Genomic DNA, 25,006 nt, shown 5'->3' on the forward strand with positions numbered 1-25,006 from the left:
CATTCCAACCCTGAAGTTTTCAACATGAAGGACAAGAATCTGGCTTTTTCGGCAATGCTACTATCCGTGCTGGTATTTACGGTAATAGGTTTTACGGGCTACTATCCCATCCTGCAGGACCGGCAGTTGGATTCCAATCTTTCCGAAATAGTTTATCGGTTCTTGATGCGATTTGGACCCTTACAAAGCCCCCTGAAAAGCAGGGGATTGTTGGTGATGTGCATTTTTGGTGCGGTCTTGTTATACAACCCTAAAAAACAGGAAGGCAAATCGCTCTCCGGTGGCCTTTCGTATTTTGGTATGGGCTGTATGCTTCTTTTAATATCTGCATATTTTAAAACGAACCATATCGGTATGTTGTGGTTGTCCGCAGGTCTCTATTTTTTAGGGTTCCTATTTACCGTGTCCGGTACGGTTCATATTTTCCAAACGATGAATTTCGGCAACATGGTCGATGACGACCCTTTCAATGACCGGAACGAGATGTTTCGGCAAACGGAAAAACGTGTGGACACCGAACATTCGGTAAACATACCTTATGAATATAGGTATAAAGGGAGATTAAGAAAGGGCTGGATAAATTTTGTCAACCTTTTTCGCGCTTTGTTGATTATCGGTACGCCAGGTAGCGGAAAGTCCTTTGCCTTGATCGAGGAAATTATCGAGCAAATGATAGAAAAGGATTTTACCATGCTGCTCTATGATTTTAAATTCGACACCCTGAGCAAAATCGCCTACAACTACCTCAGAAGAAAAAGGGAACGGCCCGAAAATGACAAGGTCCCCCGAACCGTAAAAATTCCGGAATTCTACGTCATAAGTTTTGATAACATCGAAAAGTCGAACCGTTGCAATCCCATCGATCCGTATTTGATGAAGAACCAGTCCGATGCTGCGGATGCGGCCACCGTTATCATGAAAAACCTGAACAAGGATTGGATAAAGCGCAGCGATTTCTTCGCGAAGAGCGCCATAAGTTTCGTTTCGGGACTGATTTGGTACTTGAAGAAGAAATCCGAGGAATTGGGCAAGAACATATGTACGCTTCCCCACGCCATTACCTTATCCATGGTCAACATCGAGTACCTGTTGGAAATCATGATGCAGGACCTGGAGGTACGCACCTTGATGATTCCATTTAAGGATGCCATGGAAAGACAAGCGGGCCAGCAATTGGCAGGGCAGACCGCGAGCGCACAAATTTCACTATCGATGTTGGCCAACAAGGAAATCTACTATATCATGACCGGTAACGATTTTCGCCTGGATATCAACAATCCCAAAAAACCTAAAATCGTGTGTATCCAAAACAATCCTGACCGTTCGGAAGTCTACGCGGCCCCTATCGGCCTCTACATCAATAAGACCTTGCAAGTAGTCAATAAACCCGGGGGAAGACCGTTAGGATTGATTTTCGATGAAGTCCCGACTGTCTTTATTATGGGGCTTCGAAAGATAATCGATACCGGAAGGTCGCACTATATCGCTACCATATTGGGCATCCAGAGCGTCACGCAACTGATCGCGGATTACGGTAGAGAACTTGCGGAGGTTATATTCGACAATTGCTCGAACGTTTTCAGTGGGGCCGCCAAAGGAGAAACCGCAAGACGGATAAGTGAAATATTCGGTAGGATACATCAGGAAAAAAAGAGCAAAACGGTTTCCAATAACGACACTACGGTCAATTATAGTACCATTCTCTCCGAACTGCTGCCGAAGAGTAAGATTACGAGCATGTCCACAGGTCATTTTGGGGGAATCGTTGCCGACACCTTTGAAAATCCCATTGAACAAAAACTATGTTTCGGCCAGATAAGACCTAATATGGCCTCGAAGAAAATTCAAGGTAGATACGATATTCCCGTACATACCCATTTTAAATGCAAGAACCATAAAGAGTTGGTCGAAGGAAAGCTACGACTTATTGGGACCCTTGATTTTTTCGATAATGTCCATGCAATCGATTTCCAGCAATTGGACTATATTGATTTTTACAATGTATATCTAAAGGAGTTTGCCCATAAGCACTATTCCAATACCATAAAACGTATGCAGTTCATAGCATTGGTACGTGAACTGAAACTTTTTGACCACCTGCCCCGTTTGGAAGAGCTTTCAAGAAGGAAAACTTCAAAAGAAGATCTAAAGGCTTTCATTTTTAAGTTAGTGGACCGGATGTACATTGACAAGGAAATCGATAATGTGTTGGATATCAATTTTTTGAAAGTCATTAAGGATATCGATACTTTAGTTCAGGAGGAATATTTGATAAGCACGGGAAAGCAACTCGAATCCACCGTTTTCGATAAAAATAAAATGGGTGATCAGATCGGGGAATCCCTAGAGAAGGAAGAGGCCATCGCAGCGCATTTCATGAAAGAATATCGTAAGAAGCCGAGCAGGGAATTGGCAGATGCGTTCTTAAAGGTCCATCAAATCCCGACATTCGAAAAGGTGTCGGCAAGCCAGGAAGTGAATTTGTTCGCCGCTGCCGAACAAGAGGATCTGGAGGCTTTATATTCGAGTTTTCCGGTCGAAACCAAAGAAGAATAATGAATAGCAACTTAGCATAGCCTCAAATTCACCAATCAAGAATGCCGATAGCTGAAGTGTCATATAAACTAGTAAACTAAATAGTATGGAAGATATAGAAAAAATCATGAAAGGGTCAAAGAAGGACTTTGCTTACATCGGGGAGCGTTTGCGTATGATACGCGAAGAACTGGTCAAGAAGGACACCGACAATCAAATTACGAGTCAATTCTCAATGAAAAAACTTGCGGAGCGTTTTGATATGAATCCCATGACCATCGCGAACGTCGAAAGGGGAACCATTTCCCTTACCACTATAAAGCTGGCACTATATTATTATACGTTGGGCTATAATATGATGTGGATCTTTTCGTACGATAACGAGTTTATCGAAAAGCACAATATCGGCGAGAACGTGGTGTACCAAACGGATGTACAGGAGGAATATAAGGAATTGGAGTCCTCTATAGTGGATGCCTTAATGACCTTCAAGAAGAAAATTTAAAGAGGGGTATCACAATTTGTGATACCCCAAAACCGACCAAATATGACAAAGATCGTATCAGAAACCATTGCCGAAACAATCCATTATTTAAGGGGGCACAAGGTAATCTTGGATTTTTATTTGGCAAGATTATACGAAGTGGAAACAAGATCGTTAAAACAGCAGGTCAAACGGAACCTCGACAGGTTTCCGGAGGATTTCATGTTCGAGCTCAGCGTCCCTGAGATAGATGAACTGGTATCACAGAATGTGATACCCAACAGAAGTATTTTAGGTGGGGCCGTTCCCATGGCCTTTACCGAACAAGGGGTGGCTATGCTTTCCAGTGTACTTAGAAGCCAAAAGGCACTTGATGTCAATATCGCTATAATGAGAACCTTTGTCCAACTCAGAAAGCTTTTTCAATCGAACAAGGAGCTGGAGAAACAAATACTGGCTATGGAACGGAAATACGACCAGCAGTTCAAAGTGGTCTTTGACGCGATCAAAAAGCTTATCGTCAAAGAGACCGGGCCCAGAAAACGTATTGGATATAAGTAACCAGGTTACGATGGGAAATTTAAACTCGTGTACCAATTCAATATTTCAATGACTTTATATTTCAAACCAATAAAATGAAGCGTCCCGCAAAAAAGTTTACCATGGAAGAATTACTTGAGTTCGCCGATTGGTGTAGAAATGGATTGACCAATTCGGAATATAAATCCTTATCAAGTTCAGGACTTCTTTACCCAAATTGGCGTAAAAGTAAGGAAAAAGCCAAAGTTGAGGAAAATTTGAAACAGGCCAGACTATGGTTCAATGCAAGACCTGGGGATATTCTAACAGTAATTTCAAAGGACCCTAGATCAAAAATAGAGCTGGGAGAAAAACTCGTAGTCCAAAAGATATGGCACTCAATACGAGAACTAAACGACGAAAGAGCAAATGTCTATGATGTGAGATTAAAACGGACTAGAAAATCCTCGATAAAAAATATAAAAATCTCGGCATGGAGTGATGGAGTTTTGGTTAACTCCAACTGGCTTTTCGAAAAGTCAAGCTCTTAGGGATAATTAAAGAATTTGGGATATTTAGTTGAAAATAAGAGGCGCAAATAATCAATTTTTATTGCGTCCCCAAAATCATGACATTGGCTTCAACTTCTAAATTAACGACACTAGCCATGTTTTTTGAAACACTTTATTAATAAAATTCTCCGTGATACAAGGAGCTTAAAATAAGCAGGGTATGAATTCTGATGGTCTTTTAAATATTTACGAACAATACTACGAAGCTGAATTGAAATATGGGTTCTTCATCAAGGCGAAATCATGGCAATCCATAGGCCAGGTCATGTTCATAGCCGGAATTGACGAAGGGCAGCCCTTGAGAGGGGAACCACCCTATTTCAACAACCCAAAAGTTATCGTAAGACTATTCTATGCCGACAGTGTTTCGCAGATTACCGAGTCGACCACGTCGCGGGTCGTAGCTTTGGTGGATGGTGGTACTTATAGGTACCAGCCTGTTGTCTGAAAAAGTGTTTCGCCAAAACCAAATCCCGATAAGGTGTCTTTTCCTAGATAAATAAAGATTTATATTTCGAGTAGTCAGTAAACTCGTCCTTAAACCCGTTAAAGACGTCTTCTTCTTTATAATCGCCACCTAGAAGTGAACTGAATGCATAAACACTTTTTCGTAGCAATGAGGCCTGTTCGGCACTAACTTTTCGGTTTGACATCTCGATCAATTTTTCCCGTAAGCCGTTTTCCATATGGTACTCCATCGTTTCAGGATGTAAATTGGGTTGAATACCTTCATAGACCATTATGTAGGCAACCTTTCCGTACCACTGCTTTTCCATTAAATAAGAGACCCATAGGTTTTTAAGCTGCCCTCGTCCCTGCTTTTTTATACTATCCATGGCCGTGCGTTGTTCTTTCAGTACATCATCCAAATTTTTCAGGGAACTGAGATATTCATTAGTGTTTTTACGTAATGGAACACTGACCGGATATTTGGAATAGATGGATGCTACATGGATTTTATCTCCCCGTGCTTCAAAAAAGAAACCTCTGGCATTGAAAAGCCTTATATAATCGGTTGGGGATTTTTCAAATAGGATATTGAATCCTTCCATTGCCTTATGAAAGGCCTTTAAACTCTTTTTCTCGTAACCCGTTCGAAACGTTTTGGTCATGCTCCCATATAATTCCGGCATCAATATCGGCAGGAAAAATGATGTTGGATTTAAATCCATGGCTTTTGTGCTATCGTCCGCTGTTAGCATTTCCAACACCTTTTCATTTTGGTTGATGGACCCGGTGGAAATATAGGCTTCATCGGAATTGGAGGGAATTATTCCTTGCAATGTAAGGGGAATGGAATGTGTGCCAGAATTCAAAAAGGTAACGTTGCCGTGATGATATTTTAGACCTAACCCCCGTAGTAGATAAAATGCGATGTTCGTATCGTTGGTTATGTCAAAAACCGATTTTTCCAGCACCTTTTTAATCAACCCCGTCCTTATTTCCAGTTTTTTGATTTCCCTTTTCGATTCGGTCTTCGCGAATTCGGCTCGAATGTCATCAAACCTATTTTTAAGGGTCTTGGGCAACATTTTTCCGTTATTTGCACCTAGATAGTGGTTCAAAAAAGAATAGTGCTCAGTACGTGCTATAAGTGGCAGCAAGTCCTTAAGATTTCTGTTTACAACAAATTCCGACAATAGCTCCTTGCTTTTATTTGTGCCCAGATACGATTTGTAGAAAGCGTTCTTTATCAGTTTTTTGATTTCAAGGCTAAACTGATTACTCCCAATATCAATGTGGGTCTCGGAGGACTGGTCTCCACTCAATCGGGAATTATTGGGCCAATCGTGTTGCAGGCTTATCTCGGATGCCTTAAAAGTATATCCCGACTTATCATATATAATAAAGTCCGCCAATTGCCTATTCCTTCCATATAGTAGCTGACAATCGATGTTCTGATAAGATTTCAGGACATCGGGCAAATCCTCGGTCTTAATATTATTGAAGAGTTTAAATGTGGTCAGCAGTTGCTTTTCCAAACGTTTTTTGTGCATGGGTAAAAGCTTTGATTTGCTGTATTTTTCAAAGATGGTCCTTAGTTTTGGCCCACTCAGTTCAGGATGGACGACATAGCCGTTTATGAACTGGGTATTGTATTGTTTTTGGTTGTCGATGCCGTAGGCCACCCCTACCCTTCCGCTGGCATGGGTCATCGTCCTTACGACGATATGGTAAGGTTTTGCCAATCGCGCCAGCTCTTCAAAACCCCGAACTTTATATTTCTGCAACAGGCCGTTGATTACATCCTGCATATAGAATTTAGTCCCGTTATTTTCATCGACAGAAAGCTGTAGTTCGGGCAAACGGTACTTCGGAAGGTCCCTTTGAACCTTTGTGCCCGGCGAAGGAGAGAGACCGTATTTTTTCTCCAAAAACCTTTGGGTGGCTACATTTCTATGGTAATCGTTGCGCAAATTGATGAGCGTACCGGATTCGTTCACGGTGGTAGATACAAGGTGTACATGCTCATGGATGGTATCGCTATGGCGTACCACGACGTAGGGCTGTTCCCCGTATCCCATTTCATCCATATAATCCTTGGCAACCTTATAGAACGTTTTGTCGTCAAGATGCTCCCCATGGGGCAGGTTGAGGGTAATATGGGCATATCGACTGGCCGAATCATGGCGTTGGCCCTGAAAATGTAATGTATTCGCGAAAAATTTAGGGGTGGTGCCAAATTCCGATATCGTGTTCTGAAAGCCCAAAATGGTACTTCCGTTCTTTCCAAAAACATAGTTCAATACCCCATGTACGGTCTCGCGATATAGAATACGACCGATCATTTATGGTAATTTTTCACTTAACAGTTCCAAAATTTGCATCAATAAGGTATTCGTTTTTTCGATTTCAGCATCCAACTTTGCGGATGGGCTTCTCAAATTTTTGGCATGTGCAGTTGCTGTAAGCTGGTTTATATTGGTGCCGATCCTATTGATTTGATAAATGAGGTTTGCCGAAGGTCCGGGCAGTTTTTTGGTGTCCTCGGCCTGTTGTTTATCAAGTATCAGCCGCCTTAAAAAAGGGGCCACTACTCCCCTTTTGGTAAAATCGAGGTTGTAGGTTCCCATGGTCTCCTTGACCATTTGCAGTTCCGAATCATTAAAGCGGAGCACTATGCCATGTATCCGCTTTTTATTGCCTAAAGGTTTTCTGCCTGTTTTACGTGCCATTTCTCTGGTTTAACGGTATAACCGCATTTTTCACTTCGTTAGAAGTAGTAGTTTTAAGATACTTAAAACATAACTTGCGAAATTCTCTGAATTTCAATATACGAAATTATTACCGAAAGTAAATGGGATATTTAAGGTATAAATGTACCATCAAATTAATTATGGACATTATAACATCTTGGATAACAGCGAACGATTGTTTTTACCATCTTAAGTAGGGTTGTCAAGACAACCTATTGCCCCCATAACGGATTCATTTTATGATATGCACCATCTCAAATGATAATAAACGATACAGCAAACTTAAATACCGTGCCTGGGCAAAAAAAGTGCATGGGACTTTTTTGTCCCATGGGCTTTTGAGCGGTTCCGAGGATGCCAAGGAGGCCGATAGGCATTTCTTGGCTTCCACAGGAACAAGGGCTACACATTCTTTTGATTTTACCCATCGGTCATACTGTGTTTGAACCCAAAAATGCTCTAGATACAGCCATCCTATTTTTTCAAGATCATTATTTAAAAAATCGGTCCTATTTGCATTATTGGACCTTTATACATTTCAAGAAAATCATCGAAATATCATAAAAATAGATTCGTCCTTAAGCCAAATGAAACCACGTTGTGGATCCATTTAGATTCATTTGGCCTCATATGGTTTTAGCCCAAATTATTTTTCATAAACATCTAGTTATTAACAAATTATAATTATATATTTCTCAATAATTATATAATTAATTAGGGATTTAGGTCATTAAACAATGCCTTGATTATTTCATCATTTAACTAATTATTGAAAGAACTAAATAACGGATTATGGATACAAAGATTATTAGTGTGGTAGGCGAAAAAGGTGGTATCGGAAAAACGACATTGAACATTATTCTAGCTTCAAATCTTTTCTATGCAAAGCAGCAAAAAATTGTGCTTTTGGATGCCGATAATCCTCAATACTCCATCTACAAAAAACGGAATCGGGAAATGGAAATGTTGGATGCCGAAGAAAGGGCAGGTTTGGAACTTTATCCTATTGAACCAGTAACCGTTCAGAATCTACAGGATGCCATCCTGAAGTACTATGGCCAAGTGGATTATATAATTCTCGACCTTCCTGGCAGTTTGAATGTAGAGATGGTCAAAGGGCTAATGTATGTGGAACATGTTTTTGTGCCCTTTGACCATGACGAACTGGAAATAGACAGCACTTCACACTTTTATTTCACGTTGAAAAATAATTTCCTTGATAATGAAGAGCGTGTATTAAAGAGCATCCATCTTTTTTTCAACAAGTACAAGCTGGTCAAAAGAAACAAGTTTGCGGTGCTGCGCCAGCAATTTAAAGAGGCGGGTATTCCCATGATGACCAGTGTAGTCAAGGACAAGACCATCTACAAGGAAAGATATCGGAATACACTGTACCCCATACCTGAGCATAAAGAAAGGGGCGAAAAAGATATCAAACATTTCTTTGAGGAAGTAAGCCAACTAACAAAATAGCGCAATACTATGAAAAGAGGAAAAAAAGTAAATACACTAGGTCTGATCCAAAAAATGGCGGAACAGAACAAAGAAACCGTGAATGTGCTGAAGACCTTGAAAAGTGAGCGTTCGATTGAGGAAACGCCGAGTGGGTCCAAACAACATTTTGAGCCTAAAACCGTTAGGAATACGAAAGAAACCGCAGTCATTGAGAATCATAAAGGGATGACATCCAAAAATTCTTCAATGACCGACGAGTACCCGGTTCGACAATTTAAATTGTTCCTACGCACGGAAAACTTTCGCGATAGAAAGGAATCCTTCGTGCTTTCCTTAAGTAAGGACTGCATGGGAAAATATGAAAAATTGGCACAGGGGGCATCCTATAAATTGGACATAAAAACCCATCGCAATGACTTGATAAGAAAGGTTTTGGAAGATTTTATAGATAAAAAGTATAGAAAACTGATAAACATAATAGAACAAAAATAGAAAACTTTGAGCAGCTACTGGTACATATTGATAGGTTTGGCCCTAATCTATTACGGGTATGTTCTGTGGGTGCTGTTCAAGAAGAAAAAAACGTCAAAGAAAAAAGATTCAAAAAATATTGCTTTTTTGCATTTAAATAATATATTTGCATATAAGTCAGATAATGAACAAACTGATTTGGAAGCTGTACTCGACCAGATGACCGAAGTGGAAAACACCTCGGAACTTCTGGAAGCTTTTAAAGAGGGTTCATTGGAAGATGATGCAAATTCCTTAACTCGCAAAAAGCATGAAAAACTCAAAGTTATCCGCAATGAGGATACGGCCGAGAACAATGGGCCGGATTCCGAAACCTGATCCCATTATCCTATTCCTACTTCTGGTCTGCATTCCCATATGTTTCTACGGCCAGTTTGACCAACTCCTGCAAGAGGCGCAAGATTTCAAGAACGACTCCAAAAGCCTTTCCCGTGAAATCATAGATATTATCAAGATTATAGCGGGCACGGCACTTGGTATTATGGCCTTGGCCTATATCTATATCCGTAACCAACAGACGGATCTTGCGGATAAACTTGGAAAGGCCATTATTGGGATAGCCATCTTTTTTGCCATGATCGCCATTGGCGAGGAAATTGCCAACATCTAAATTTCCTTACGTCATGGAGAATAATTTTATCCCGATCAGGAAAGGGCTGCAAAAGGATGTCCTATATCGAGGCCTCAAGGCAAAGTACATTATGTACTGCCTTTATCTTGGCCTGGCAGCGATTATACTGGGACTGGTCCTATCCACTTTTATTCCGATGGTATTGGCCATGTTAGCGATCGTCATCGCAATCGCCATCATATTCCTCGTCCTTCTGTTCTACTCACGAACCTACGGCGCCAATGGGTTTGTCAAAAAAATGGCAGATGCCGCCAAACCCGATTCCATAAAAATATCCAATACATACGAAAACCTATTGCTATGGAAAAACAAGTAGCACTTTGGGACGCGTTCCCTATTTACGGTTATGAGAGAAGGGCATTGATATCCAAAGAGAAGGGTTGTTTGACCGTTCCCCTAAAACTTGAATTACCCGAAGTATATACATTGGATGCTCTGGAATATGGAATGCTTCAAGAGCTGTTTTCCAACATCATCAATGTCTTGGGCCCGAATAGGCTCCTACACCGGCAGGATTTCTTTCTTCAGGAAAATTATACTCCGAATTCCCAAAGGCTACGAGGCGATATGTTGGAACGCGCCAACGAAAAACATTTTGAGGACCGCCCTTATTTGGTCGGCAGCCATTATCTATATATCAGCGTTGTTCCCAAAAATTACATTACCTATGGTTCCAAACGGGCGAACTCGTTCTTGGGCAAAAGGCGGGAATTCTATTTGTCGCATACCGTTCCCGAAGAATTCATCGATAGCGGAATATTGAAGGAGTTCGAAAATCAAGTGGAGAATGTCGACAATTTGATTAATTCGAGCGGTCTGATAAAGTCCGAACTATTGGATTATGACGATTTGTTTTCCCCGGATGGGCTATACCCCAAATATTTTGGCATTTGTGAAGAAAACGCCAATCTAACCGATGTGGATTTCGCCAACAACTCCATAAATATTGGCAGTAAGAAGGGGCAATTTTTCACGCTGGAAAATTTGGATCAGTTCACCAAAGAGCATGTAGGCACCCATGAGCTATATGGAAAGTTCACTACCCGTCATAATCGTTTCCCTATCGGCAATCTGTTTTCTTTGGGTTTCAAGGTGCCCCATGAACATATCATCAATCAATATATCCACATACCGGATCAGGAAAAAGCACTTTCCAGCCTACGGAAAAAAGCGAAAAGCTTCCAGCGCTTCAGTACCGGAAAGAAAGATGACAGTAACGCGATATACGCGGATCAAATATTCGACTATACCAAAGATATCCTTGAAAACCACAAGGAAACGGTCTTTTACCATCTCAATGTATTCGGGTTCGAGGACGACCGGAGCAGGCAAGGGCAAATGGAAAACTCCATTTCTTCCGCCTTTAAAAAATTGAAGATCAATGCAAAGAGGAACAGTATAGATAGGAAGAATCTGTTTTTTGCCGGTGTCCCTGGTAATGCTATTGGCATCCCGTTCGAGCTATACCTACCCATGCCGAGCGATATGGCCTCCTCCCTACTCTATTTTGAAGGCGGCTATAAAGATTCGTCGAAAGCCGTTGATGGGCTGCGTACGGTGGATAGAATCTCCGGCCGGCCGCTTACTGCCAGCTTGTATCGAATACCTGAAGAAAAAGGTTGGATATTCAATCGGGGGATGTTGGTCGCCTCCGGGTCGGGCGGCGGCAAATCCTATTATGTCAACCATTACATCGCTTCCGAACTGAGGCAAGGCGGGGAGGCCGTTATCATCGAGGACGGCAATTCCTACGATAAACTTACCGAGGTATTTGGTGGCATAATCCTGCAGCATGATGATGACCGGCCATTTACCTTCAATCCTTTTCTTCTGGACAATCACGATGTTGTCGAGAACCGCACTCGGAGCAAGACTTTGGCCGAAAGCAAACTGCTGCACCTTGTAACGCTTCTCAAATTGATTACGGGTAACAGTAAGGATGTCACAGGTTTGGAAGTCGCAAATACCGTTATCGAACTTTTGGTTACGGGTTATTACGAGTTAATGTGGCAAAGCGGTAATACAAATTTCAGGTTTGACACTTTCTATGAGTATTGCAGGAATCATATAATAGCATTTATTGGAACCAAAGAAATTCCGAAGGAAAAATTCGATGCCAATGTGTTCCTCTTCCTGCTGGAAAAGTATTACACAGGCGGGCCGAGAGGCGAACTCTTGAACAAACAGGACGATAGGATTACCAGACTAAGCGATGAAAAAGTGGTGTACTTCAAATTGGGCAAACTGATCGATAACGAGCTGCTGTTTCCCATCACTGCGCTGATGATAATGGAGATCTTTAACAAGAAGATGCATGACCTCGCCAAACTGTCCATAAATAAAATATTGGCCGTAGACGAGGCATGGAAGGCCTTGGTAAGGCCCGAACTGGTACACTATTTCAACAGCCAATCAAGAATGGCGCGAAAACTGGGAGGCCAGCCTATTTTTATTTCCCAAAAAGTAAGTGACTTTATCTCCTCCGAAATCATCAAAAATGCCATTGTGGTCAACTCGCACATCAAGGTCTTCCTGGACATGCGGGACTTTGCCCAATCCTTCGATAAGATACAGACCGTTATGGGTTTAAACGAGAAACAAAAACAGCTTATTCTTTCCATCAATAAGGATTTACCGAAGGACAGAAAGTTCCGTGAGGCCGCGTTCTGTTGGATGGACAAGGTAAAGGTCTACGGCTTGGAAACCTCTTTGGAAGAGAAATGCATTTACGAAACCAATCCGACCGAGAGCGGTAAAATTTTGGAACTGTATAAAAAGAATCATAAAAATTGGGAGTTGACCGCAAAGGCCTACGCCTTTGAAAATGCTCCATAAAACTAAGACTATGAAAAGAACATTTGTATTAATGGGTTTGCTTTTTCCATTGGCGATCATTTCCCAAATTCCGGTTACCGATGCCGCGACCAACGCCAGCGTTGGAATGGTAAACAGTCAACTGATGAATATCAACATACAGCTAAAGGCCGTCAACAAAAATCTTTCCCGCCTTATTAACCTGATGGAGAAAAACAACAATGAAACCTTAAAATCGAGAAAGATCCTTAAAGAAGAGCTGGAGGCCAAGAAACAGGCACCGGCCTATGTGACCAAATCGACGGACGTTAGCAGGACCATCGACTTAAAAACCAAGATTTTGGAGGCGTATCGCACTTCCAAACAGACCGTACAACAATTGGAACACTTGAATCGAAAAGAAAGGCAGGAGTTTTTTGGCTTTGCCGCGAACGCTATCCTTGAAACCAAAAACCTTTTTAAACAATGCAACGATATCCTGAAGACCAAGGCGATAATCCTACCCGAGGAACGCCTAAAGAAAGTGAACGGAATCAACAGTGAACTGGAAAGTATTCTCGATAACCTGATAGTCTATAACAACAAACTTTCACGGACCAATGCCTTCAGAAAGTCCAGAAGCACACTGATAAATATGAACAAAGAATAAAAAGAAACCATGCAGATTACGGACAAAGGAATTCGGGAAACGGTCAACGAGCTTTTTGACCAATATATTATTGACGCTTTTGAGGTGGTCGATCCCATTATAGGTATCGGGCAACAATTCGCCTATATCGGTATCGGGCTTATCGCACTGGGCGTGTTTCTGAACGAAGAAAAAAGAGCGAACATTCTTGCTTACCTCAAATGGGTGCCTTTGGCCATATTGCTTTTGAACTACGAAGTGGTTATCCTGACCATATACGAGTTTTATCAAACGGTCGGAACAACTTTTAAAGCCAACGATATTTCGTGGGACGTACTTCAAACGAAGATTTTTATAGCACAGATGGAGGCCCTTGAGTCCGAGGACGGCACATGGAGCTTATTGGCTTTGGATTCGGAAGGACTTGCATCCATCGCCTTGGGATTTGTTACCTCTACGGCCACGTCGATTGCCTCGTTCATATCGGCCGTTGTATTTGTCGGCATCAAAGCCATGTCGGTAATCTACCTTTTCGTCCTGATCATATTTGGCCCGTTGAATATCGGGCTGTCATTCATTCCTGTCTTTTCGGGGATGTGGAAAGCTTGGCTACAGAAGTTTATGAGCGTATGCCTATGGATACCCATGCTATATCTGATCGACAATTTTATGCTCAAGATTCTCGATAATCTTATACAAACTTTGCTATACGACGGAGAAGCCAATTTGGGCCTGGTGCTGACAAGTGCCCTATTGATGTTAATGAACGTATTCGTATACCTCAAGGCACCGGTCTTGTCCAACTTTATTGTGCAGGGCATGAACGTAAGCGCAAGCCAACTAAAAGACAGGACAAAACATTATGCCAAAAAAGCCGCACAGACAGCGGTCGATGCAAAGACGGGCGGAGCTACAAAAGGCGTAAGAACTTTGATACAATAATCCTTTCAACGATCAAAGAAGAATTTAAACGAACACAGAAGAACAGATGGACGGTAAATACAGGATTTTCAACGATTTAAGTAGGATTCGTAGCAATAGCAACAAGGTACTATATGTATCTTTAATTCTTACGTTCGTCTCGACCATCCTCAATATCTACTATACCTACAGAACGAACGAGAGTGCCAGGAACAGTTTCTATCTGCTCGATAAAGGCCAGAAATTGGCCGTAGTCAGAATCAAGGACTACAAGCGGGCGGTAGATATTTTATGCGAAGGCCATATTGCAAATTTCCATGAACTCTTCTTTGCCTTGGAACCTGATTTGCGCCATATCAAAAGAAATATTGAAGGCAGGGCGCTTTATATGGGCGATCATTCGGTACAGCGATTGTACAATAGGTTGATCGATCAAAGTTATTATGAGGATATAGCCAAAAGTGGCTATTCCATCGAAGTGGAAAAGGATTCGATTTTAGTGGATTACTCACGCTATCCCTTTCCATTTCGGTTTGTCGGAAAACAACGAATCTTAAAAGATGGGAATGCGGAATATCGAACCTTGATCACAACGGGGTTTATCGAGGAGACCAAATCGACACCGAACAATTTGAACGGTTTAAAGATCCTCAGGTTCGATGTTTTGAACAATACGGATCTGTAACCACCAACCTATGAACAGTATGATTGAAAAGTTTAACCATTGGATACGGCAGCATAAGCTGTTCGCTATTTCTGCACCCATAATCGTGTTGCTTACGGTATTTTTTATCACGACCAGTATAAGTTCTGTGCGGAACCATGGGAAAAACGATTTGGATAAGGATGGTTACAACAATTTCCTGCCGGACCAAAAGAAGGAACTTAAGGTCGAGGAACCAAACGATATCTATAAAAATGCTCAACAAGATTCTTTGGACGCCCAGAAGAATAATGGACTTTTCAAAAGCATTCTCCACTCAAAAAAAGAAAACGATTCACTGGAACGCCTCTTGGAAGAACTGAACAATTTTTCATTGGACGAAACGGCTTCGCAAGATATCGATGATGAAAACACCCTCGACCAAAACACTACAACCCCCGAATATGTTACAAAAAAGAGCGTAGCCAAAGAAAAACTGGAATACAGGAAGTTACTGATGGAAGCTCGTGACGAACGTCTCTCGCGAAGTCAGGACTATTCCGCACCTTATATGGAATCACCATCTACAGTTACCGTGGAATCAATAAAATTTGATGCGTCAATATATCGCGATCAGTTCATACTGCCCGGTAATCGTGTAGTGCTTATTTTAAGGGAAGATGTGCACTATAATAACAAGCGATTCCCCAAGAACACCTTTGTGTATGCCAAATCGAACTTGCAAGGATCTCGGGTTCTGTTGGAAGTAACCAATATCGACAACGTAAAGATACCGCTAACGGCTATCGACCAAGAAGATGGAATGGTCGGATTACACAACGAAAGGGCAGGTGAACTGCTGAATGAATTTAACGCAGAGATCCGACAACAAGGAGTCAATGAACTTTCCGAAGCGGCAGGAGAAGTTTCTGAAACACCACTCGGTCGAAACCTTGTCCGCTCCTTCGGCAACTTTTTCCAGAAGAAAAAATACAAACAACAGGATAAAATCTTATTGGTCAATGGAGACCGTGTTTTTTTGGTGCCCAAAACCTAAATGAATGGCTAAGAAAATACTACTCATATCAACATTTATTTTCGCTTCGGCATGTGCCGCACAGCGTTATAGCGACACTTTGGAAGTGGCTAGAAACTACAAGACCATTTTGATATTTCCTGAAAATATTTCTGAAAGTATTATCGGGAACGATTTTGGGTTTATAGCAGACCTGCCAAAAGCTGAGGGAAGTAAATTTCATGGAAGGATCTTAAAGCTATATTACGATGAACTTGCCACGGAGGAAAAAAACTTTACGAACCATACCGTAATTACAGAATCGGGCCAAGTCTATGATTTCATTCTTGAACTGACCGAGCGACCAAAACAGTTCACTTGGTACATCAAGCCCGAAATGGCCATTACCAATATTGATGGAACAACAAGAAATGTGCAAAATAACAATAACGCTTCTGAGGGTACTACATCAGAAAACAAAGAGAATGAGGCGGTAGCCATATCAACGGCTAAACCTGCAAAAACTTCCGACAATTCCATAGACAGGGCAACCAAAGAGCTTTACGAAAAAGATCCAATGGAATACTATCGTCTTCGGTGCTATTATATGCAGTTTGACAGGGCCAGAATCAGTCGCTATTTTGCACGGTTGGATAATGTTTTTCTTTGGCTCAAGGGGGTCTATTACAACGAGGACGAACTCTATTTTCAGTTTCGGATCGAGAATAAGGAAGGGCTTGATCTGGACATCAATTTCATCAAGCACCAAATCGCCACAAATTACAGGAACAGTAGCAGCAACCAGCGAATGGAACTAAAGCCCCTTTTTACCTACAAACAGCCCAAAACGGTGGCCGGAAAGAGCGAGAACCATTTCGTGGTGGTCTTTAAAAAATTCGCATTGGACGAAAAAAAAGAGGTGGTCGTGGAATTGGACGAAGAATCGGGCAACCGAAACCTGTCCCTGAAAATCGGGCATGAAATAATCAACAACCCAATACACTTTTGAACATGAAAAATTTATTATTCATAACCGCAATAATAGCTTGCAGTTCAATTCATTCCCAGGAAGGCAATTATGCTTCATCAATCGGGGTCAGCAGCGGATATGCCGAAGACGGTTTTGGCATTATGGCAACCTATAATTACCACTTGAATCGAAATCGGTATGCCCAGTTGAGCGTATTCGCCGCCATAGCGGAAGACCGAGGTACGTTCACGATTCCCTACAACATATTCACGGTACAACCTGGCTATTTCTTTAAAATTCTGGAACAAAGAAACTTTAAACGTTATGCGCTCAATATCGGGGGTGGTGCCATTATCGGTTACGAGGTCATCAACAATGGCAATAGCCTCTTGGAAACGGGTGCGGTCATCGATGCCAAGAGCCAGTTTATCTACGGAGCCTATGTAGGGCTTGAGGGCGAGCTTACCCTGAGCAATGATTTTTCCCTCTTGGTCAAGGCCAACGAGTATTATCATGTAAATAGCGATGTGGGCAATTTCTATCCCTATGCAGGTATCGGCCTTCGTTATTTTCTGTTTTAAAACCAGTCGAAAATGAAAAAGTTAAAAACTACTACAAAAGTGACAATAGGGGTTTTGACCCTCATTTCTATCCTAGTTATTGCCTGTAGCAAGGATTTTGAGGATGTCATTTTGGAAGATTTCGATTTCAGCTTCTCGGTGGAACATCCCGAGGAAAGCTTTGTATTCGAACGTACGAGAACCTCATTTTCCCTGGTTCCGGAAAAGGAAATCTCTACAGTAGATTATTTTCTAAAATACTCGGCAGCCAATGCAAAAGGCTATTTTTTAAACATGGAGGGGGATACGATACGTGAGAACGACACATTGCGCATAACCGATAAAAATTGGGCCTATAATTACGTGGCTATTGATACCGGTATGCATAAGATCAATTTTTTAGCATGGGATTCCAACATGCGAGAGAAGAGATTGGAGCTGTTTCATCGTGCCAAATATGCCAGTTTCAGTTTCTTGCTCAACAAGGGACTTAATGAATTTATCATCAATTCAAAAAACCCGGTCAATCTTACACTTATTCGTGATAAGGAAACTGAAAGTCCAAGTGCAATAGGGAATTTTGAAATAACGTATCAAATCGAGAACGGCTCGGGCAAATTATATTTGGGCGATAAGGTCTTTGATGCGGGGAATCCATTTTTCCTGCCAAAAGGCATTTCCGAACTATCCTACCTACCCGAGAATTTGGGTGAACATAAACTGATCGTTACTGCCAAAGCCCCTGATGGCGCTACCTTGACCCAAGAACTATTATTGACTGTATTAAATCTTGGTTTTACACTCAATACAACGGCTTCCTCTTCACAGGTGGAGCTCGATACGAATCTGGCCATTGCCATAGACCTTGCAACACAGGATGAAAATTCGAATGTGACCTATGAGATAACCCATTCCTTTTCCAGTTCAAGTGAGGGTGGTGGAACCGTAAGGGACCAGAACGGCGGGGTTATGGAACCGGGGCAATTTAGGGCCATTGACCCTGACACTTATAATTTTTCATTTACGAGTACGAATCTGGGAAAGCGTAAAATATATTTTGACGTACGGGACAGTAATGGTCAGCAAAAACGGGACAGCGTCGAAATCGAGGTCGCCAATATTCCGTTCACATTCTCCGGCAACTCGGAAAGTAATTCGGTGTTCATCAATGAAAGGACCCAATTCAACTTCAATATAAAATCCAATGGAAACACGAACAATATAGAATACAGCATCTCCTATGAAATTCTGGAGGGAAATGGTATTGTACGCAACGTGAACGGTACAGAACTCATAAATTCAACGGATTATCCAGTCGCTTTCGGTAATTTTTCACTGTTCTATATCCCAGAGACGGCTGATACCCATAGAGTTTCCTTTGTGGTAACGGATAATTTTGGACAATCCTCTGAACCGGTTATCATCGATCTGGAAATCAAGCAAAATGAATTCGAGGCGACTTTCACCCCATCAAAAACATCTGAATTTACCAATATTCCCGTTTCTGCTATTGTGAATATCGATGAAGAACCTGAAGGCACCAATGACACCTATGAGGCATTTTTTACCTCTGGAAAAAGTGGTGGGGTAAGTATTAACGGAAATTCTTATGGACCTGGGGAGAAATTTAACTTGACCGCAGACATAAACAACATATTTTATACCGGTTTTGAGCCTGGTGAGCATAATTTGGTCTTTAGTGTCGAGTCGGGATCAGGCGTAACCCATGCGACGGAACCTATAACCATAGCATATCAACAAGTTGATTTTTCTTTCACTGGCGGCATCCAAAAATCGGATATTTCTGTTGGGGAGGTGACCTCGGTAAACTTCAATATTTCAGAAAGCGTAGGGTCTTCGGACTATACCATGCGGTTTGCAATGAACGGCAATGCATTGTTGAAGGATACCAATGGAAACGCCGTAAGCCCAGGCAATAGTTACGATGTTCCCAAGGGGAATTTCAATTGGAGTTTGGAGGGCATCAGCGAGGGAACGGTTACTATAACTTTTTATGCCAAAAATGAGACAGGGCTGGAAAAACCTGTTCCCATTACGGTCAATGTCAGCCCGAAAGACTATGTTCTCACTGTAAATGCTACGGGGCCTGGCGCATTTATTGGAGAGGCCATACCCATTAACTTTAATATTACTGAAATCGGCCTGGGGGGAGATACGTATACCATGTACTATTCTACCGGCAATGCTAATAGTACTTTTGAATTTGACGGAAACTCTTATGGCCCAGGAGAGGCATTCCCAGTGCCCGTTGGTTCATTTTCGGGTAACTACACCGGCCTTTCGGAGGGTTTGCACAACATAGTATTCAACACCATATCTTCTTCCAATGTCACCAAAAACGAAAGTGTGGATATTGATTATGAGCGATATGTTGAGCCATTCGATTTAACCATAAGTCAGGCTCCTGGTGAACGCCTTGAGGGAGAGGCATTCAATATAACTGTCATCACCAATGCCATAGGCACCCATGATAATACGGTTTCCTATACGATGACCTTTTCCTTTGAGGGTAATCGAGCGGGTTATTTTCTTCTTTCAGGATCAAGATATGATGAGGGCGAAACCGTTCCATTGAACTATGGGAGCACCAATCTCACATTCTATCCCGACAGTCAGGATACGTTCACCATTGATTTTGAGGTGGAGAACTCAACGGGGGAAACGCAAACCGGAAGCACATTTGTGGATACCTTGAGAAGGCCTGTAGCTTTTGTAAAAGGAGAAAAGTACAATGTCAGTTGTGGCGGTTTGAATGGATGCGATTATCAGGTAAGGATATACACTTGTTATGATATCGGATGTTCCGAGGCCTATGGGGGTGCCACCTTGGACCGAGTAGAGATCAGGATTTACAACAGAAGGGATAATCGATGGGATACCCGGGTATTCAACTATAATGAGGCTGTGGGGAATGGTGTGGACCGATACTTTTTGTTAGAGGAGGAGGCCAGAGAAAGCAGACTACGTTATTTAGACCAAGACTTTGAGGTCAGGGTCAGGGATACCAATGGACAGTGGAGTGAAGTGGCTTTTGGTAAAGTAATAAGGGTATAAGACAAATATCTCTTCGTTTAAAGATTCCTTTTTGAGGCTGTTAACTACGTCTAAATACATAGGTAACAATCACATTGCGGTCATCTAAAAAGTCCTCTTCTTCAACAACTAGTCGGTTTTGGGTAAATTCTATGATCGTCCAATCGCTACGGGTATCAAATCGGATAATCTCGTTATTTATTAATTCATAGGTATCACTTTCCACGTTTTGAAATGCCGGAACATCACCGCAAGAAAGTCCATTTTCATTGATGGTGAAAACATCCTTTTCCCCAGGTCCCCTATCATTGAAAAACGTCAAATTGTCCTTTAGGCACTGCCGAATTTCGTTTGTATTATAAAAGTCATCATTCACTGTGCCATCCCCATTAATATCGACTGCGATGTTGGAACCAATGGCCTCATACTCCCATTGACCAAGCAAGGCTTCTGCCCTATCTGCTTCAGAAACACCATTGTCGTCATTATTACAAGAGTAAATTAATAGCACCAATAAAACTAAAAAGACTTTAGTGTAGATTTTCATTTCGAAATGTTTAGACGCCTTTATAAAGATAAAATTTTTATCCCTAACCTTTTTAACCCTTCCAGTCGATTAAGAAACTATCAATGAGATTAAAACAAGAAATGGAAGATTAAATTGCGTAATTTGACAAGATAAATGCAGGGAGCGCACTTTTACGCCTCCACGTGTTCAGGTGCGGCTCCGAGGAGGTTGATAAATCTGGAACGGAAAGATCTCGATTGTGTCGCGGCGAATTACGTCTGCTCTGGAAATCTTGATGTAGATGATTTGTTAAAATTCAACAGTGGTTGAGTACATATTAAAATAAGGTATCTGTCAAACTCCTTTTAAGCAAAGAGAAACTTATTTTCATGTCTCTTACCCATAAATAACTGTTTTTCATGAAAAGTAACCATTTTTCATATTATATTTGTACTTATATTTCATGAAATGTAACTATGAGTAATCAATTTGCACGAAAAATAAGCACTTTTCACGATAGGGTCTTGCCAGAGGAAGGAATTTTGGTTGGGTATGGTTGGCTTCTACAATTTATCGAGGATACAAGAAATAGACGATTACCTTTACCAGAGCTACTTGCCATTGTAACAGAGAAACAACAGCGGTACAATACCCCACAATGGCAGGTATTTGCAAAACGGTATATCCCCGAGGATAATGCAAGTGGCCATCTCACTTTTGCACTGAAGTACGAAGGTATTGATTTGCTCATTTTAAAAGAGTTTTTTCTGGCAGTGGGTGATGCGCCGGTAATGAGCATGGTGCAGAACGAGCCCACTGGTCAATATTCCAGAAGGATTTGGTTCCTATATGAATGGCTCTTTGGTAAAAAACTGGATATCCCCGATTTAAAAACCGGTAATTATGTTGAAGTTGTAAACCCCAAGCATCAATATGTAGGACCGGTTGAAAATAGTACCAGGCATCGCGTAAAGAATAATCTACCGGGTACCAGAGAATTCTGTCCCATGATACGCAAGACCAAAAAATTAGAGTCTTACGCCGCAACAAAATTTCCTGAAATCATGGAAAAAGGATTAATGGGAAGAAATAAGGACTTGATACGTAGGACGGCCGCATTCCTTTTGCTGAAAGATTCAAAAGCATCCTTTGCCATCGAGGGGGAATATCCTCCGAACATGAGGGCCAGAAATTGGGGCAAGGCCATTGGCCAGGCAGGTAAAAAACCATTGACGATTGAAGAGATTGAGCGACTTCAGGATATTGTAATAGGCACCAAGAAATTGAAGCACATGGGAATTCGCAAAGGCGAAGGATTTATTGGTGAACATGACCGCGAAAGCTTACTTCCAATGCCTGATCATATCTCGGCCAAGGCAAAAGATTTGGAATCATTGCTACGTGGATTGATTGACACTAACAACCTCTTGAAAAACAGTGGCTATAACCCAGTTTTGGCGGCAGCCAGTATCGCTTTTGGTTTTGTGTTCATCCACCCTCTTTCAGACGGAAACGGCAGGATACATCGATATATCATACATCATATTTTGGTTCGCATGGGCTATACCCAGAGGGATATGATCTTTCCGATTTCGGCAGCTATACTGAATCGGATAGGAGAGTATCAAGATATTCTGGAGCACTTCTCATCGCCCAGACTTAATCTAATCGAATGGAAGCCGACCCTTGACCACAACGTTGAAATCTTGAACGACACCATTGACCTCTATCGCTATTTTGACGCCACATTGCAGACAGAGTTTCTTTATGAATGTGTCGAAGAGACCATTGAAAAGATAATACCCGAAGAGTTGGATTTTCTGGAAAAATATGACCAAATGACCCATCAAATCAATGCGTTGGTTAATTTGCCCGATAACAAAGTAGATCTATTAATCAAGCTTCTCAATCAAAACAAGGGAAAGCTGTCAAAAACTAAAAAGGCAAAAGAATTCGAGGAATTATCCCAAGAGGAAATTGAAAATGTCGAAAAAATGTATGCTTCAATCTTTTAACATCCATCAGGTATAACATTAAAAATGGTTCGTAAGGTTCTTCTAGTAATACCAACACCTAAATAAGGAATTACGTTGTGGTGCTTTACTACCCAAAACTAAAAAATCGGTTTCTTGAAACGTTACTTTTCTAAAACTCCTGGTTCCTGCCTAAAGCATTCTACCAGCATTTTGTAGAGTTCTGGATGTTTTCTCTTAAATAAATCGGGACGTTCAAAAAAGTACTCGGCAGCTACGGCAAAAAACTCCGCTTCGTTGGTACCGCCATAGTTTCTTATATCGGATTTATTGGCATTGATAACTTCCATTTCCGCATGGATCAACTTTAACCACGGGATGGTATATTGATGCTCCAACAACCTTTCCGGAATTCCATCCGTGAAATCGTCCAATTTATCAATAAGATGCACAAACTCGTGTATGCCAGTATTGCTTTTGTCGGTTGTGTTTTTGAACCCGTGATGCAATGCTTTTTTCGATAAAATCATTTGCTTTTCAAAACGTCCATTCCCCACAATTCCGCCGATATTACGCGATTTATCTTTGCTGCTAAATTGCATATCCTCATTGAAGTTATCAGGATACAATAGGATTCCGCTTAAATTGGTATAGTGCCATTCGTCAAAACCAAAAACGGGAATTACAGCACTCGCCGCAATTAAAATCTTGTCGAGCTCTTGCAATTCCAGTTGTACCCCATCAATATAGACTTCACTTAAAAATTGCATCATTCGTTGTTGAAAAACTACCTGTTTTGCTTTGGGAAGGTTGCGGTAGAAGAGCACATTTTCCATCAGTAACGGATGCCAATATTTTGGGAACGGTTTTACTTTTTTGCTTCCTATTTTTGAAACAAAATAAACGGCAAGGACAAGCATCAATCCGAATATAATCGTATAAATCATAGTTGATGTAGCGGATAAGGGAATATCATCTGATTTTAGTTTTTCCAAGAATGACCACCATATAATAAATTATCCGGTTTGATTATTTGGAATAGTCCTTCAACAGAAAATTCCAATGGTATCTTTTTAACAATCCTATGTACAAATAGAGTTTCAACTTTTGGGCATTCAATTTTTCATTGACTTTTATTGATGACGTATTGAAGTAGGAGACAATACTGTAAAGTTCTTCTACGCTATAGTTTTCAAGAAGTTCAAAGCAATGATAACGTAAGTAGGTAGCCAAGTTCTTACCTCTATACGCCTGAAACGTGTAAACATTCAAAAGGTAACCTTCCTTATCTTTTATTTTGAAGGAGCGGCCTTTAAACACAAAATCCTGCAAATCAACGAATAATAGGGCGGCAATCTCTTTCCCTCGCTTGAGACCGATACATATCTGCCCCATACTTAAATTCTGCTCTAATTCCTTGGTTGTAAGCCCCATGATGTTATTCATTATCCCAATCTCGTCCAAACCTATATAACATAATTCATAGTCTTTGAAGCTATCTCGAATCTCAGGTTTTTCGGCTCCATTTTTTATTTCCCTATACCAATAGTAGGGTGCGATGTCCAATCCTATCCGGGTCAGAGCATTCCTAAGGGTGAATAAAAATAATCCATGGCGTATTCGGTGCCACAATAACTTCGTTTTATAGAATTTGCTTTTTTCCGCTACCTTCATTTTCTTTTCATTTGACTTAAGTCAGTACTGACAGAACGATATCTTTTAGATTGGATATAAATTTATTATAGGCGTTTGGTGATTAACGAACATCAACACTTTCCGCGCTAAACCCTATTTTCTGCAAAGTAGCTTTTACATCTTCTTCCGAAGCACCATGACTTTCTATAGTCAAGATTTTATCAGGATTAGCGGTATCCACTTCCCAACTTTCAACGCCTTCTTGTTTGTTTAAAAATGGGGTTACTTTAGAGACACAACCACCACAATTGATATTTGTTTTAAATTTTAAAGTTTTCATCGTATTTGAATTTATAATTAA

General features: G+C 41.2%; 26 protein-coding genes. 20 read left to right on the top strand and 6 right to left on the bottom strand.

All coding sequences use genetic code 11. The features are described 5' to 3' along the window. Nucleotides 1-24 precede the first annotated feature (24 nt). From J4E06_RS09240 to J4E06_RS09260, 5 genes are all read left to right on the top strand, one after another. The gene (locus J4E06_RS09240) at nucleotides 25-2,556 is read left to right on the top strand and encodes a type IV secretory system conjugative DNA transfer family protein (RefSeq protein ID WP_166247890.1); all 2,532 of its coding nucleotides are present in this window, start codon (nucleotides 25-27) and stop codon (nucleotides 2,554-2,556) included. Nucleotides 2,557-2,641: 85 nt separating this feature from the next. Beyond that, on the top strand, nucleotides 2,642-3,040 hold the full coding sequence (locus J4E06_RS09245; RefSeq protein WP_067030363.1) for a helix-turn-helix domain-containing protein: 399 nt from the start codon (nucleotides 2,642-2,644) through the stop codon (nucleotides 3,038-3,040). A 42-nt stretch (nucleotides 3,041-3,082) separates the two neighbouring features. Continuing rightward, nucleotides 3,083-3,580, top strand: coding sequence for an ORF6N domain-containing protein (locus tag J4E06_RS09250; RefSeq protein WP_067030360.1), 498 nt, complete (start codon nucleotides 3,083-3,085; stop codon nucleotides 3,578-3,580). A 101-nt stretch (nucleotides 3,581-3,681) separates the two neighbouring features. Continuing rightward, nucleotides 3,682-4,089 (top strand): hypothetical protein, encoded by a 408-nt coding sequence (locus J4E06_RS09255; RefSeq protein WP_141673212.1) that lies wholly within the window; start codon nucleotides 3,682-3,684, stop codon nucleotides 4,087-4,089. A 181-nt stretch (nucleotides 4,090-4,270) separates the two neighbouring features. Beyond that, the gene (locus tag J4E06_RS09260) at nucleotides 4,271-4,558 is read left to right on the top strand and encodes a hypothetical protein (RefSeq protein WP_067030354.1); all 288 of its coding nucleotides are present in this window, start codon (nucleotides 4,271-4,273) and stop codon (nucleotides 4,556-4,558) included. A gap of 43 nt (nucleotides 4,559-4,601) precedes the next feature. On the opposite strand, the gene J4E06_RS09265 is transcribed toward J4E06_RS09260, so the two are convergent. Beyond that, nucleotides 4,602-6,899 carry a relaxase/mobilization nuclease domain-containing protein gene (locus J4E06_RS09265; RefSeq protein WP_067030351.1) on the bottom strand — a complete coding sequence of 766 codons (2,298 nt, stop codon included), beginning with the start codon at nucleotides 6,897-6,899 and terminating at the stop codon, nucleotides 4,602-4,604. Continuing rightward, nucleotides 6,900-7,286, bottom strand: coding sequence for a plasmid mobilization relaxosome protein MobC (locus J4E06_RS09270; RefSeq protein ID WP_116183697.1), 387 nt, complete (start codon nucleotides 7,284-7,286; stop codon nucleotides 6,900-6,902). Nucleotides 7,287-7,546: 260 nt separating this feature from the next. Between J4E06_RS09270 and J4E06_RS09275 the strand changes: the two genes are divergently transcribed. The 14 genes from J4E06_RS09275 to J4E06_RS09340 all read left to right on the top strand — a co-directional run bounded on the left by J4E06_RS09275 (nucleotide 7,547) and on the right by J4E06_RS09340 (nucleotide 20,550). After that, a complete protein-coding gene (locus J4E06_RS09275) occupies nucleotides 7,547-7,753 on the top strand; it encodes a hypothetical protein (protein ID WP_116183698.1) in 207 nt (68 codons plus the stop codon). Between the two features lie 346 nt (nucleotides 7,754-8,099). Then, nucleotides 8,100-8,780 carry a ParA family protein gene (locus J4E06_RS09280; RefSeq protein WP_067030418.1) on the top strand — a complete coding sequence of 227 codons (681 nt, stop codon included), beginning with the start codon at nucleotides 8,100-8,102 and terminating at the stop codon, nucleotides 8,778-8,780. A 9-nt stretch (nucleotides 8,781-8,789) separates the two neighbouring features. Further along, the gene (locus J4E06_RS09285; RefSeq protein WP_067030415.1) at nucleotides 8,790-9,254 is read left to right on the top strand and encodes a hypothetical protein; all 465 of its coding nucleotides are present in this window, start codon (nucleotides 8,790-8,792) and stop codon (nucleotides 9,252-9,254) included. 6 nt (nucleotides 9,255-9,260) lie between these two features. Beyond that, on the top strand, nucleotides 9,261-9,611 hold the full coding sequence (locus J4E06_RS09290) for a hypothetical protein (RefSeq protein WP_147296617.1): 351 nt from the start codon (nucleotides 9,261-9,263) through the stop codon (nucleotides 9,609-9,611). After that, a complete protein-coding gene (locus J4E06_RS09295) occupies nucleotides 9,544-9,903 on the top strand; it encodes a hypothetical protein (protein WP_166247889.1) in 360 nt (119 codons plus the stop codon). The genes J4E06_RS09290 and J4E06_RS09295 overlap by 68 nt, the downstream gene beginning before the upstream one ends. Before the next feature lie 13 nt (nucleotides 9,904-9,916). Further along, a complete protein-coding gene (locus tag J4E06_RS09300) occupies nucleotides 9,917-10,240 on the top strand; it encodes a DUF4133 domain-containing protein (RefSeq protein WP_116183701.1) in 324 nt (107 codons plus the stop codon). Further along, nucleotides 10,225-12,759 (top strand): TraG family conjugative transposon ATPase, encoded by a 2,535-nt coding sequence (locus tag J4E06_RS09305; protein WP_116183702.1) that lies wholly within the window; start codon nucleotides 10,225-10,227, stop codon nucleotides 12,757-12,759. Before J4E06_RS09300 ends, J4E06_RS09305 begins: the two co-directional genes overlap by 16 nt. Nucleotides 12,760-12,769: 10 nt before the next feature. After that, nucleotides 12,770-13,387, top strand: coding sequence for a hypothetical protein (locus tag J4E06_RS09310; protein ID WP_116183703.1), 618 nt, complete (start codon nucleotides 12,770-12,772; stop codon nucleotides 13,385-13,387). A gap of 9 nt (nucleotides 13,388-13,396) precedes the next feature. Next, on the top strand, nucleotides 13,397-14,308 hold the full coding sequence (locus tag J4E06_RS09315; RefSeq protein WP_116183704.1) for a TraJ family protein: 912 nt from the start codon (nucleotides 13,397-13,399) through the stop codon (nucleotides 14,306-14,308). Nucleotides 14,309-14,354: 46 nt separating this feature from the next. Further along, the gene (locus J4E06_RS09320; protein ID WP_067037738.1) at nucleotides 14,355-14,972 is read left to right on the top strand and encodes a hypothetical protein; all 618 of its coding nucleotides are present in this window, start codon (nucleotides 14,355-14,357) and stop codon (nucleotides 14,970-14,972) included. A 19-nt stretch (nucleotides 14,973-14,991) separates the two neighbouring features. Beyond that, a complete protein-coding gene (gene traM, locus J4E06_RS09325) occupies nucleotides 14,992-15,987 on the top strand; it encodes a conjugative transposon protein TraM (protein ID WP_318308181.1) in 996 nt (331 codons plus the stop codon). 4 nt (nucleotides 15,988-15,991) lie between these two features. Then, complete coding sequence (locus J4E06_RS09330) at nucleotides 15,992-16,954, top strand: DUF4138 domain-containing protein (RefSeq protein ID WP_067037734.1); 963 nt, start codon at nucleotides 15,992-15,994, stop codon at nucleotides 16,952-16,954. Between the two features lie 2 nt (nucleotides 16,955-16,956). Beyond that, nucleotides 16,957-17,496 carry a conjugal transfer protein TraO gene (locus J4E06_RS09335; protein WP_067037733.1) on the top strand — a complete coding sequence of 180 codons (540 nt, stop codon included), beginning with the start codon at nucleotides 16,957-16,959 and terminating at the stop codon, nucleotides 17,494-17,496. Between the two features lie 12 nt (nucleotides 17,497-17,508). Next, nucleotides 17,509-20,550: a TraQ conjugal transfer family protein gene (locus J4E06_RS09340; protein ID WP_067037730.1), complete on the top strand. Its 3,042-nt coding sequence runs from the start codon at nucleotides 17,509-17,511 to the stop codon at nucleotides 20,548-20,550. A 40-nt stretch (nucleotides 20,551-20,590) separates the two neighbouring features. Here J4E06_RS09340 and J4E06_RS09345 read toward each other — a convergent pair whose 3' ends face one another. After that, nucleotides 20,591-21,076: a hypothetical protein gene (locus tag J4E06_RS09345; RefSeq protein WP_067037728.1), complete on the bottom strand. Its 486-nt coding sequence runs from the start codon at nucleotides 21,074-21,076 to the stop codon at nucleotides 20,591-20,593. A gap of 437 nt (nucleotides 21,077-21,513) precedes the next feature. On the opposite strand from J4E06_RS09345, the gene J4E06_RS09350 reads away from it, so the two are divergent. Next, a complete protein-coding gene (locus tag J4E06_RS09350; protein ID WP_067037726.1) occupies nucleotides 21,514-23,052 on the top strand; it encodes a Fic family protein in 1,539 nt (512 codons plus the stop codon). A gap of 122 nt (nucleotides 23,053-23,174) precedes the next feature. Here the strand turns inward: J4E06_RS09350 and J4E06_RS09355 are convergent, their stop codons facing one another. The 3 genes from J4E06_RS09355 to J4E06_RS09365 all read right to left on the bottom strand — a co-directional run bounded on the left by J4E06_RS09355 (nucleotide 23,175) and on the right by J4E06_RS09365 (nucleotide 24,985). Beyond that, on the bottom strand, nucleotides 23,175-23,930 hold the full coding sequence (locus J4E06_RS09355) for a M90 family metallopeptidase (protein ID WP_404828015.1): 756 nt from the start codon (nucleotides 23,928-23,930) through the stop codon (nucleotides 23,175-23,177). Between the two features lie 109 nt (nucleotides 23,931-24,039). Beyond that, the gene (locus tag J4E06_RS09360) at nucleotides 24,040-24,684 is read right to left on the bottom strand and encodes a GNAT family N-acetyltransferase (protein ID WP_116183705.1); all 645 of its coding nucleotides are present in this window, start codon (nucleotides 24,682-24,684) and stop codon (nucleotides 24,040-24,042) included. 82 nt (nucleotides 24,685-24,766) lie between these two features. Continuing rightward, nucleotides 24,767-24,985, bottom strand: a complete 219-nt coding sequence (locus J4E06_RS09365) for a heavy-metal-associated domain-containing protein (protein WP_067037721.1) — start codon at nucleotides 24,983-24,985, stop codon at nucleotides 24,767-24,769. Nucleotides 24,986-25,006: the final 21 nt, after the last annotated feature.

The sequence above is a fragment of the Allomuricauda sp. NFXS6 genome, from assembly GCF_040148835.1.
GTDB lineage: Bacteria > Bacteroidota > Bacteroidia > Flavobacteriales > Flavobacteriaceae > Flagellimonas.

Bases quoted from the DNA above. Each gene is read 5' to 3' on its own strand.
- J4E06_RS09240 (WP_166247890.1), top strand. From the start codon at position 25: ATGAAGGACAAGAATCTGGCTTTTTCGGCAATGCTACTATCCGTGCTG.
- J4E06_RS09245 (WP_067030363.1), top strand. From the start codon at position 2,642: ATGGAAGATATAGAAAAAATCATGAAAGGGTCAAAGAAGGACTTTGCT.
- J4E06_RS09250 (WP_067030360.1), top strand. From the start codon at position 3,083: ATGACAAAGATCGTATCAGAAACCATTGCCGAAACAATCCATTATTTA.
- J4E06_RS09255 (WP_141673212.1), top strand. From the start codon at position 3,682: ATGGAAGAATTACTTGAGTTCGCCGATTGGTGTAGAAATGGATTGACC.
- J4E06_RS09260 (WP_067030354.1), top strand. From the start codon at position 4,271: ATGAATTCTGATGGTCTTTTAAATATTTACGAACAATACTACGAAGCT.
- J4E06_RS09265 (WP_067030351.1), bottom strand. From the start codon at position 6,899: ATGATCGGTCGTATTCTATATCGCGAGACCGTACATGGGGTATTGAAC.
- J4E06_RS09270 (WP_116183697.1), bottom strand. From the start codon at position 7,286: ATGGCACGTAAAACAGGCAGAAAACCTTTAGGCAATAAAAAGCGGATA.
- J4E06_RS09275 (WP_116183698.1), top strand. From the start codon at position 7,547: ATGATATGCACCATCTCAAATGATAATAAACGATACAGCAAACTTAAA.
- J4E06_RS09280 (WP_067030418.1), top strand. From the start codon at position 8,100: ATGGATACAAAGATTATTAGTGTGGTAGGCGAAAAAGGTGGTATCGGA.
- J4E06_RS09285 (WP_067030415.1), top strand. From the start codon at position 8,790: ATGAAAAGAGGAAAAAAAGTAAATACACTAGGTCTGATCCAAAAAATG.
- J4E06_RS09295 (WP_166247889.1), top strand. From the start codon at position 9,544: ATGAAAAACTCAAAGTTATCCGCAATGAGGATACGGCCGAGAACAATG.
- J4E06_RS09300 (WP_116183701.1), top strand. From the start codon at position 9,917: ATGGAGAATAATTTTATCCCGATCAGGAAAGGGCTGCAAAAGGATGTC.
- J4E06_RS09305 (WP_116183702.1), top strand. From the start codon at position 10,225: ATGGAAAAACAAGTAGCACTTTGGGACGCGTTCCCTATTTACGGTTAT.
- J4E06_RS09310 (WP_116183703.1), top strand. From the start codon at position 12,770: ATGAAAAGAACATTTGTATTAATGGGTTTGCTTTTTCCATTGGCGATC.
- J4E06_RS09315 (WP_116183704.1), top strand. From the start codon at position 13,397: ATGCAGATTACGGACAAAGGAATTCGGGAAACGGTCAACGAGCTTTTT.
- J4E06_RS09320 (WP_067037738.1), top strand. From the start codon at position 14,355: ATGGACGGTAAATACAGGATTTTCAACGATTTAAGTAGGATTCGTAGC.
- traM (WP_318308181.1), top strand. From the start codon at position 14,992: ATGATTGAAAAGTTTAACCATTGGATACGGCAGCATAAGCTGTTCGCT.
- J4E06_RS09330 (WP_067037734.1), top strand. From the start codon at position 15,992: ATGGCTAAGAAAATACTACTCATATCAACATTTATTTTCGCTTCGGCA.
- J4E06_RS09335 (WP_067037733.1), top strand. From the start codon at position 16,957: ATGAAAAATTTATTATTCATAACCGCAATAATAGCTTGCAGTTCAATT.
- J4E06_RS09340 (WP_067037730.1), top strand. From the start codon at position 17,509: ATGAAAAAGTTAAAAACTACTACAAAAGTGACAATAGGGGTTTTGACC.
- J4E06_RS09345 (WP_067037728.1), bottom strand. From the start codon at position 21,076: ATGAAAATCTACACTAAAGTCTTTTTAGTTTTATTGGTGCTATTAATT.
- J4E06_RS09350 (WP_067037726.1), top strand. From the start codon at position 21,514: ATGAGTAATCAATTTGCACGAAAAATAAGCACTTTTCACGATAGGGTC.
- J4E06_RS09355 (WP_404828015.1), bottom strand. From the start codon at position 23,930: ATGCTTGTCCTTGCCGTTTATTTTGTTTCAAAAATAGGAAGCAAAAAA.
- J4E06_RS09360 (WP_116183705.1), bottom strand. From the start codon at position 24,684: ATGAAGGTAGCGGAAAAAAGCAAATTCTATAAAACGAAGTTATTGTGG.
- J4E06_RS09365 (WP_067037721.1), bottom strand. From the start codon at position 24,985: ATGAAAACTTTAAAATTTAAAACAAATATCAATTGTGGTGGTTGTGTC.